Raw genomic sequence first — 8910 nt, 5'->3', positions numbered from 1 at the left:
GCGGATTACCGGTACCAACTACGACGAACCGGCATAGGTAGCGATAGCCATGGAGGTCTTGAACTCAGTGAAGAGCATCTCCGCGATCATCGGGGCGAAAGCACCACCGATGATGGAGCCAAACGCGTAGCCGATTGAAACACCCGAGAGGCGTACCTTCACCGGGAACATCTCCGCGTAAAGCGCGGACTGGGGACCATAGGTGGCACCCAGCATGGTCGCTAGGATTAGAACCGCACCACCGAAGAGGGCAAGATTGCCGGAGTCAACAGCCATCCAGGACGGAATGGACCACGCAGCCAACGCAATGTAGCCCACGATGAAGGTGAGCTTGCGGCCCACCTTGTCCGACAGGTGGCCGAAGTAGAGGGTGCCAGCGAACCAACCGATGGATGCAACGAGCGCGACTAGCAGGGCGTCGGTGCGCTCGTAGCCCACTACCTTGGTGCCATAAGAGGTGAAGTAGGCGATGACAAAGTAGCCCACAGCGTTGTTAGCAGCGAAGATGAGCGCGCACTTAATGACGGTGCCAGTATGGCTCTTGAACAGGACCGCCAAGGGGGCAGATTCCTTCTTCTGAAGATCCTGCAGCTCAGCGAATGCGGGAGACTCTTCCACCGTGCGGCGGATGAAGTAGCCCAGAAAAATCAGGACAACGGAGGACAGGAAGGGGATACGCCAGCCCCATGCGAGGAACTGCTCCTGCGACAGGCCTGCGGAGAGAACCAGCATGAAGATGGTGGCCAGGAACATGCCGAGCGGAACGCCCACCTGCGGGAAGGCGCCGAAGAGGCCACGACGGCCACGCGGAGCATGCTCCACGGCGAGCATTGCCGCGCCGCCCCACTCACCACCGGCGGACAGTCCCTACAGGATGCGGAGCACGACCAACAGAATCGGTGCCGCGATGCCAATCGCCGAGTAGTTCGGCAGGAGACCCATGAGCATCGTGGCCAAGCCCATGCCCACCAGGGTGACGACGAGGACTGGCTTGCGGCCCAAGCGGTCACCCAAGTGACCTGCAATGATCGCACCCAGCGGGCGGAACAGGAACGAAATACCCAAGGAAGCCCAGGAGATGATCTGCGCTAGTGACGCATTCTCATTAGAAACTGGGTCAAAGTACTGCGTGGCGAAGATGAGGCCCGCAGCTTGGGCATAAATAAAGAAGTCAAACCACTCGATGGTGGTTCCGACCATGGAGCCCGCGAGCACGCGCTTGTGCTCGGAGGTGATTCCAGTTTCCGGTTGGTTACGGTCAATAACAGGTGCAGACATAGGGTTTCTTCTCTCTATGGGTGCAGAAGCAGTTGGACGGGGGGATTTACATATCGCGATGGTCGATAATGCGCTTGGCCTTGCCTTCGCCACAGTCAACGTGGTCTACAACGTCAACGCCGACAGTGATACCGATGCGGTTCTTGATTTGCTTCTTCAGCCAATCACCGGATGCCTCGATATCGGACTTCGAGAGGTCGGGAGCGTGCTCGACAAGGAGCGTGAGGTGGTCCATGCGGCCCTTCTTGGACAGGACGCACTGGTAGCGCGGACGCAGGTTCTTATCCTCAGTAATGATTTCCTCGAACTGGGATGGGAAGCAGTTCACGCCACGCAGAATGATCATGTCGTCGTTACGAGCCGAGATGCGGTCGATACGGCGCATGGAGCGAGCCGTACCTGGCAGGAGGCGAGTGATGTCATGCGTACGGTAACGGATGATCGGGAATGCCTCCTTGGTCAAGGAAGAAATCACGAGCTCGCCGTATTCTCCATCAGGCACCGGCTGCAGGGTTTCTGGGTCGATGATCTCTGGGTAGAAGTGATCCTCCCAGACGGTCAGACCGTCCTTGGTCTCCACGCATTCTTGCGCAACACCAGGACCCATGACCTCAGAGAGGCCATAAATATCGGTGGCCGTGATGCCGAAGCCTTCCTCGAGCTCGCGACGCATGCCCTCAGTCCAGGGCTCGGCGCCGAAGACGCCAGCTCGGAGAGAGGTTTCGCGCGGGTCGATGCCTTCTTTACGCATGCGGTCCAGCAGGTTGAGCACGTAGGACGGAGTACCCAGAATCGCGTCTGGCTCGAAGTCCTGCATGATCTGAATCTGGCGCTCAGTTTGACCACCAGAGGTTGGGATTGCGGTTGCGCCCAGCTGCTCGACGCCGTAGTGGGCACCAAGCCCGCCGGTGAACAGGCCGTAGCCGAAGGTGATCTGTACCTTGTCGCTAGGGCGGATACCACCGGCACGCAGGGAGCGGGCCACAAGCTCGGACCAAATCTTCACATCGTTTTGGGTATAGCCCACCACGGTCGGGCGGCCGGTGGTGCCGGATGACGCGTGGATGCGGGAGATTTGGCTCTGGTTTACGGCAAACATTCCGAACGGGTACTCGGAGCGAAGCGTTTCCTTGTCCGTGAATGGGAACTTGGCAAAGTCTGCCAGCTCCTTGAAGTCATCTGGGTGGACGCCCATTTCATCAAACGCACGGCGGTAATGAGGCACGTTGTAGTACGCATGGCGCAACTCATTCTTGGCTCGCTGGGTTTGCAAGGCGATGATTTCGTCGCGGGAAGCATACTCGATGCCCATCTGCGGGCCGTGGTGATCAGAAAAGATGTCAAACGTTGCGGTCACGTTGTTGCCTTTCGACTCGGGAGAATTAAGGTCCACACCCGCATTCCCTCGAAAGCACTGCTCGGGATTTTTAGCCTGGATTACGTGAGCCGGTGGTAACCGGCGAATATTGACTTACCGATCGGTCAGGTAAATCATGTGACGTACAATACAAGGCAACCACGTGAGCCACAACACAATTGTGAAAGTTTTTTGATCTAGCCCACAGTCAGGGGACAAACCCCCAGCTCAATCACTTAATTTTTGACAGCAAAAGCTCCCACGCGGAAGTTACCCCCATGCACCTCAACAACGCCGCTGGCAATCACTTGGCCCGCAAGCCACCAAACAGCAGCTCTGCCACCGAATTCGCGACTTCCTCCGCGCCGAGTTTACCCTTTGGGTCGTACCACTCGGCCACCGAGTTAACCATGCCGAAGACCATGCGCGTGAGCACCGCGGCGTCGAGATCCGCGCGTATTTCCCCTGCTTCCTGTGCATCCCGCACCAGCGGCACCACGGAGCGAGTGAGCTTACGACGCCGCTCCAGTGCGCGTTCCTCCACATCCGAATTGCCACGCAGTCGCAGCAACAAGGCAACCGACTTAGGGTCGGTGCACAACACCTCAATCGAACCGCGAATCAGGCTCCACACCCGCTCCCCCGGCCCCAGGTCGGACTCAGCAACCTCCGCCACCACAGCTTCCAGGTTGCTGAGCGCATGCGCGACAGTCAGCTCGAGAATCTCTTCCTTCGAAGAAATGTGGTGGTAGAGCGCCGACTTCGTAATCCCCAGCTCTTTGGCCACGTGCCCCATTGATGTCGCGTCATAACCGCGCGAGTTAAACGCGCGCACCGCCGCGTTAATCACATCATCACGGGAATACCCCGGGCGTCCACGCTGGGCGCCAGCATTCACATCAGTCACGCAAACCATTCAAGCAGAAGCCGGAAAAAATGGTTAGACTCTGCAATCACCACACCCCATTGCTTTAGATATCACTGCTCCTCACTCGACCAGGAGGAGCGACAATGCACCAAATCTTGCGCCCAGGAGTGGCGGAATCGCCAGAGTTTTCCCACGTCCGCGCCATGTTTGAAGGTGACAACGCCACCGCCCACATCGGGGCGGCGATCACCAAGTTAGAACTAGGCCATTGCGAAGGCCAGTTCATCGTACGTCCGGAAATGTGCAACGGCCACGGCACCGCCCAGGGCGGGTTTCTCTACACCTTTGCCGACTCGCTTTTCGCCGGCGCATGTAACTCCCCCGGCGAAGTAGCGGTCGCCGCACACAACTCCATTCACTACATCGCGCCCGCTTTTAAAGGCGACGTCGTCAAGGGCGTCGCAATCACCCGGCAGTCCTGGGGCCGCAACGGAATCGTCGACGTCGAGCTCAGCGTAGAAGGCAAACCCATCGCCGAGTTCCGTGGCACCTTCCGCGTCATTCCCGCCAAAAAGTAGACCCACATCACAAGAAATGTTGACGTAAGTCACAGATCTCCCATATACTGACCAACCATTCAGTAAGTAACCACCTGATTCCCACCTTGGATAGAAGGGTTTGCCCCCATGACGACTACTGATTCCACATCTGGATCCTTATCCGACGCCTCGTTGAGCGCAGTCCCCACTGCCTCAACAGCCGAGGAAGAGGCACGTTTCAACGCTCTCATCGCGGAAGACTCCCGCATCGAGCCCACCGACTGGATGCCGGCTGCCTACCGCAAGACGCTCACCCGTCAGGTATCCCAGCACGCGCACTCCGAGATCATCGGTATGCAGCCAGAAGCCAACTGGATCACCCGCGCGCCTTCGCTCAAGCGCAAGGCCATCCTCATGGCCAAGGTGCAGGACGAGGCAGGCCACGGCCTGTACCTCTACTCCGCCGCCGAGACTCTGGGCACCCCGCGTGACGAGCTCGTCCAGCAGTTGCTCGACGGCACCGCCAAGTACTCCTCCATCTTCAACTACCCGGCGCGCACCTGGGCTGACATCGGAGCAATCGGCTGGCTGGTCGACGGCGCCGCAATCTGCAACCAGGTCCCGCTCTGCCGCGCTTCCTACGCGCCGTACGGCCGCGCCATGGTCCGCATCTGTAAGGAAGAATCCTTCCACCAGCGTCAAGGCTGGGAGATCCTCTACGAGCTGTCCCACGGAACCCCCGAGCAGAAGCAGATGGCCCAGGAGGCCATCAACCGTTTCTACGGCCCGGCACTACAGATGTTCGGCCCGCCGGATGATGACTCCCCCAACTCCAAGCAGTCCATGGCATGGAATATCAAGCGCTTCTCCAACGACGAGCTGCGCCAGCGCTTCGTGGACATGATCGTCCCGCAGGCCGAGGCCCTAGGCCTGCACTTCGAGGACCCGGACCTGAAGTGGAACGAGGAGCGCGGCCACTATGACTTCGGCGAGCTCGACTGGTCCGAATTCAAGGCCGTCATCAAGGGCGAGGGTCCCTGCAACGTGCAGAGGATGCAGCGACGTCGCCAAGCGCATGCCGACGGCGCCTGGGTCCGTGAGGCTGCCGCAGCCTACGCCGAGAAGCACCACTCGGCTGATACCTCGCTCATCGCTTAACGCCTAAGCACACTGCCCAACCTGCTTCGAGACCATAAGGAAGGTTCCATGTCCAGCTCTAACTGGCCCATGTGGGAGGTCTTTGTACGTTCCTCCCGCGGCCTCTCTCACGTCCATGCCGGCTCGCTCCACGCACCGGATGCCACAATGGCCCTGCGCAATGCTCGTGACCTCTACACCCGCCGCAACGAAGGCACCTCCGTCTGGGTTGTGCCCAGCGAGGCTATTGCCTCCTCCGACCCTGACTCCAAGGGCGGATTCTTCGAATCCCCGCAGGGCAAGAGCTACCGCCACGCCACCTACTACGACAAGTCAGAAGGAGTGCCGCACCTGTGACTGGATTTGCAGCCGCCGATTCTGCGACCAAGCAATCGCAGGGCAACGGCATCACCGCAGAAGATATCGCCGCCTCCGGCGCAGTCGCCCCCGAGGACACCGCACGCTATGCCCTCATGTTGGGCGATGACGCCCTCATCTTGGCCCAGCGCCTGGGCTGGTGGATTTCGCGCGCACCAGAGATGGAGGAGGACATTGCCCTGGGCAACATCGCCCTCGATCTCATTGGGCATGCCCGCTTCCTGCTGACCTATGCCGGTACCGCCTGGGGCAAGACCGAGGATGACTTGGCTTACTTCCGCAATGAGGAGGAGTTCCGCTCCGCCCGCCTGGTCGAGCAGGAAAACGGCGACTTCGGCTACACCATCGCCCGCCAGCTGCTCTTTTCCTATTACCAGCACGGGCTCTACACCGCCCTGTTGGAGTCCACGGATGAAACCCTGGCAGCTATCGCGGCCAAGGCCATCAAGGAGGTTGAGTACCACGTCGACCACGCCAACCAGTGGATTCTGCGCCTGGGCCTCGGTACCGAGGAATCCCACCGCCGTATCACGGAGGGCTTGATGTACATGTGGCCCTACCTTGACGAGCTCTTCGAGGATCTCCCGCTGCACGAGAAGCTGGCAGCAGAAGGCATCGCTGTTCTGCCTTCGAGCCTGCGCGCGCAGTTCGATGAGCGCATCGCCTATGTCCTCGACAAGGCAGGTCTGGCCATCCCGGACGTCAAGCAGGCTCGCTCCGGGCAGCGCACCGGGCGCTTTTCCGAGCACCGCGGTTTCATCCTCGCGGAGATGCAGTCCTTGGCGCGCCAACACCCCGGCGCGACCTGGTAAAGACAAGGAAAGGACCAAGGTTTCAGCGTGTCCATCACAGATAAGTCCCACCCGCTGCGCCCCACGCAGCCTGACGACGCCCACGTGTGGGACGTCGCTGCCGAGGTACCCGATCCGGAAATCCCCGTCATTTCCATCGCTGACCTTGGGATCCTCCGGGACGCTCGCCTGGAAGACGATACCGCGGTGGTCACGATTACCCCAACCTATTCCGGCTGCCCCGCCATGGAGCACATCACGACGGACATCACCACAGCGCTGACCGACGCCGGCTTTGCCAAGGTGCGTGTCGACCTCGTGCTCCACCCGGCGTGGACCACCGACTGGATGACGGAGACCGGCCGGCAAAACCTCAAGGATTACGGCATTGCGCCTCCCAGCGGTACAACCCGCGCCACGCCGGAAGGTCCTATCCCGCTCACACTCGAACCGCCACCGGCCATCGAATGCCCCCACTGTGGCTCCCGCCGCACACGTAAGCTTGCCCAATTCGGTTCCACGTCCTGCAAGGCTCTCTATAACTGCCAGGACTGTTTGGAGCCCTTCGACTACTTCAAGGTGCACTAATGACCACGACCCCGTCTGCCCCCGCAAAGAAGAAGGCCACGTTCAACACCCTGACCGTGTCCGAGGTGCGCGCCCTGACCGAGGACTCCGTGGAGGTTTCCTTCGCCATTCCTCCGGAGCTCCAGGACGACTATGACTACATCCCCGGCCAGTACGTTGCGCTGCGGGCAACTATCGACGGCCAAGAAGTCCGCCGCTCCTATTCCATCTGCGACGTGCCTCGCGATGGCGTGCTGCGCGTCGCCATCAAGCGCGACCGCGGTGGTGTGTTCTCCACGTGGGCCAACGACACGCTGCAGCCCGGCGACACCATGGACGTGATGAACCCGCAGGGCGCATTCACCTCGAAGACCCACCTGACCGGTCTGAACAATCCTGAGGCTGTCCGCGAGGAGCTGGAGAAGTTAGAGAATCCGCACCTCGTGGCCATCGCCGCGGGATCCGGCATCACGCCGATCATGGCTATCGCCCAGACCGTTCTCCACAGCTCCCCCGACACCACATTCGAGCTCATCTTCGCCAACAAAGGCGGCGGTGACGTCATGTTCGCCGAGGAGATTGGTGACCTCAAGGACAAGTTCCCCACGCGCTTTGCCGTGCACCATGTCCTCTCTCGCGAGCAGCGCGTCAATCCGCTGTTCTCTGGGCGCATCGACGCTGAAAAACTCCAGACCCTGCTGGATAACGTCGTGCGCACGGACAACGTCGACGAATGGTTCCTCTGCGGCCCCTTCGAGCTGGTGCAGCTGGTTCGTGATGAGCTGGCCAGCCGCAACGTGGGCGAAAAGGATGTGCGCTACGAGCTGTTCACCACCGGCAAACCTTCTGGGGATCAGAACCAGGCTGGCCGCCACGTCGAGGTCGATCCGGAAGGCGATAACGTCACCATCAACTTCCAGCTCGATGGCCTTTCCGGCTCGGTTGAGTCTCCGGTTTCTGCCAATGAATCCCTGCTCAACGCGGCCCTGCGCGTGCGTTCCGACGTCCCCTTCGCCTGCGCCGGCGGCGTGTGCGGCACCTGCCGCGCCAAGCTGGTCGAGGGCGACGTCGACATGGCGGAGAACTACGCGCTGGAGGCCGATGAGGTCAAGGCCGGCTACATCCTGACCTGCCAGTCGCGCCCCACCACGCCGAACATCGTCCTCGACTTTGACGCCTAGGAGAAACACCCATGATCGATTTACACCACGACGCCGAAGCCGGAATCGTTGAGCTCGTACTCAACAACCCCAAGGCCATCAATTCTCTCGCGGAGGAAGACCTCGCCGAGCTCTCCCGCTCCCTCGATGAGGCCGCGCAGCTTAAGCCCCGCGCGCTCATCCTGCGCGGTGAGGGCAAGGGTTTCTGCGCCGGCCGCAACATCAAGGGGCTCAATCCGCGCGAAGACGACGCCACCGCCTACCTCGCGGACGTTGTCACTCCCGTGCTCAAGAAGATCGACAACTTTCCTGCCCCCACCTTCGCCGCCGTGCACGGTCCCTGCCTCGGCGTGGGTCTTGGCCTCGCCTTGGCCTGTGACGTCGTCTACGTCGCCGAAGACGCCAAGTTCGGCTCCCCGTTTGCCAACCTGGGCGCCACTCTCGATTCGGGAGGGCACTCCCTCTTCGTCGAACGCCTCGGCACACACCGCGCGATGGACCTCATCATTACCGGCGAGCTCATCTCCGGCGCGGAGGCAGTGCGCGCGGGGCTCTTCTCCCGCGCAGTACCGGCAGAGGAACTGCTGGAGTTCACCCGGGGCATCGCCCAGCGCGCAGCCCACGGCGCCACCCAAGCTTTCCTCACCAGCCGCACCCTGGTCCAGGACATCCGCGATAACGGCACCGGGCTGTGGGCCAGCGTCGATGCTGAGAACATTGCCCAAGGCAAACTCTGCGATACCGAGGATTATTACGAGGGCTTTGCAGCTTTCAATGAGAAGCGTCCGCCGGTCTTCCACGGCCGCTAAAACCTCCAGACCTCCTAGAACACACA

At 60.8% G+C, this 8910-nt stretch carries 9 protein-coding genes and 1 pseudogene; 7 read left to right on the top strand and 3 right to left on the bottom strand.

The window, feature by feature from the left end; translation table 11 throughout:
- Positions 1–33: 33 nt before the first annotated feature.
- The 3 genes and pseudogenes from HMPREF3148_RS00580 to HMPREF3148_RS00570 form a co-directional block, all read right to left on the bottom strand.
- Positions 34–1278 (bottom strand): annotated as a pseudogene (locus HMPREF3148_RS00580) (MFS transporter); the annotation flags it as partial.
- A 46-nt stretch (positions 1279–1324) separates the two neighbouring features.
- Positions 1325–2590 (bottom strand): AMP-binding protein, encoded by a 1266-nt coding sequence (locus tag HMPREF3148_RS00575; protein WP_168713050.1) that lies wholly within the window; start codon positions 2588–2590, stop codon positions 1325–1327.
- 349 nt (positions 2591–2939) lie between these two features.
- On the bottom strand, positions 2940–3551 hold the full coding sequence (locus HMPREF3148_RS00570; protein ID WP_046646707.1) for a TetR/AcrR family transcriptional regulator: 612 nt from the start codon (positions 3549–3551) through the stop codon (positions 2940–2942).
- A 95-nt stretch (positions 3552–3646) separates the two neighbouring features.
- On the opposite strand from HMPREF3148_RS00570, the gene HMPREF3148_RS00565 reads away from it, so the two are divergent.
- The 7 genes from HMPREF3148_RS00565 (at position 3647) to HMPREF3148_RS00535 (ending at position 8884) form a co-directional block, all read left to right on the top strand.
- A complete protein-coding gene (locus tag HMPREF3148_RS00565) occupies positions 3647–4081 on the top strand; it encodes a hotdog fold thioesterase (protein ID WP_049062535.1) in 435 nt (144 codons plus the stop codon).
- A 108-nt stretch (positions 4082–4189) separates the two neighbouring features.
- The gene (paaA, locus tag HMPREF3148_RS00560) at positions 4190–5200 is read left to right on the top strand and encodes a 1,2-phenylacetyl-CoA epoxidase subunit PaaA (RefSeq protein WP_049146713.1); all 1011 of its coding nucleotides are present in this window, start codon (positions 4190–4192) and stop codon (positions 5198–5200) included.
- Positions 5201–5248: 48 nt separating this feature from the next.
- Entirely contained in the window at positions 5249–5536 is a 288-nt protein-coding gene (gene paaB / locus HMPREF3148_RS00555) for a 1,2-phenylacetyl-CoA epoxidase subunit PaaB (RefSeq protein WP_039672784.1), read from the top strand.
- Complete coding sequence (paaC, locus tag HMPREF3148_RS00550; protein WP_049152073.1) at positions 5533–6369, top strand: 1,2-phenylacetyl-CoA epoxidase subunit PaaC; 837 nt, start codon at positions 5533–5535, stop codon at positions 6367–6369. The genes paaB and paaC overlap by 4 nt, the downstream gene beginning before the upstream one ends.
- A gap of 27 nt (positions 6370–6396) precedes the next feature.
- On the top strand, positions 6397–6936 hold the full coding sequence (gene paaD, locus HMPREF3148_RS00545) for a 1,2-phenylacetyl-CoA epoxidase subunit PaaD (RefSeq protein ID WP_049146708.1): 540 nt from the start codon (positions 6397–6399) through the stop codon (positions 6934–6936).
- The gene (paaE, locus tag HMPREF3148_RS00540) at positions 6936–8096 is read left to right on the top strand and encodes a 1,2-phenylacetyl-CoA epoxidase subunit PaaE (RefSeq protein WP_049146706.1); all 1161 of its coding nucleotides are present in this window, start codon (positions 6936–6938) and stop codon (positions 8094–8096) included. The genes paaD and paaE overlap by 1 nt, the downstream gene beginning before the upstream one ends.
- 11 nt (positions 8097–8107) lie before the next feature.
- A complete protein-coding gene (locus HMPREF3148_RS00535; RefSeq protein ID WP_049146705.1) occupies positions 8108–8884 on the top strand; it encodes an enoyl-CoA hydratase/isomerase family protein in 777 nt (258 codons plus the stop codon).
- Positions 8885–8910: the final 26 nt, after the last annotated feature.

Source organism: Corynebacterium sp. HMSC05D08 (assembly GCF_001807215.1).
Classification (GTDB): domain Bacteria; phylum Actinomycetota; class Actinomycetes; order Mycobacteriales; family Mycobacteriaceae; genus Corynebacterium; species Corynebacterium striatum.
The sequence above is the reverse complement of the archived record's forward strand: the minus strand, read 5'-3'. Positions and strand labels throughout refer to the sequence as shown.

Excerpts from the sequence above, each read along its gene's own strand:
- HMPREF3148_RS00535 (WP_049146705.1), top strand. The coding sequence starts at position 8,108 with ATGATCGATTTACACCACGACGCCGAAGCCGGAATCGTTGAGCTCGTA.
- HMPREF3148_RS00570 (WP_046646707.1), bottom strand. The coding sequence starts at position 3,551 with ATGGTTTGCGTGACTGATGTGAATGCTGGCGCCCAGCGTGGACGCCCG.
- HMPREF3148_RS00575 (WP_168713050.1), bottom strand. The coding sequence starts at position 2,590 with ATGGGCATCGAGTATGCTTCCCGCGACGAAATCATCGCCTTGCAAACC.
- HMPREF3148_RS00565 (WP_049062535.1), top strand. The coding sequence starts at position 3,647 with ATGCACCAAATCTTGCGCCCAGGAGTGGCGGAATCGCCAGAGTTTTCC.
- paaB (WP_039672784.1), top strand. The coding sequence starts at position 5,249 with ATGTCCAGCTCTAACTGGCCCATGTGGGAGGTCTTTGTACGTTCCTCC.
- paaA (WP_049146713.1), top strand. The coding sequence starts at position 4,190 with ATGACGACTACTGATTCCACATCTGGATCCTTATCCGACGCCTCGTTG.
- paaE (WP_049146706.1), top strand. The coding sequence starts at position 6,936 with ATGACCACGACCCCGTCTGCCCCCGCAAAGAAGAAGGCCACGTTCAAC.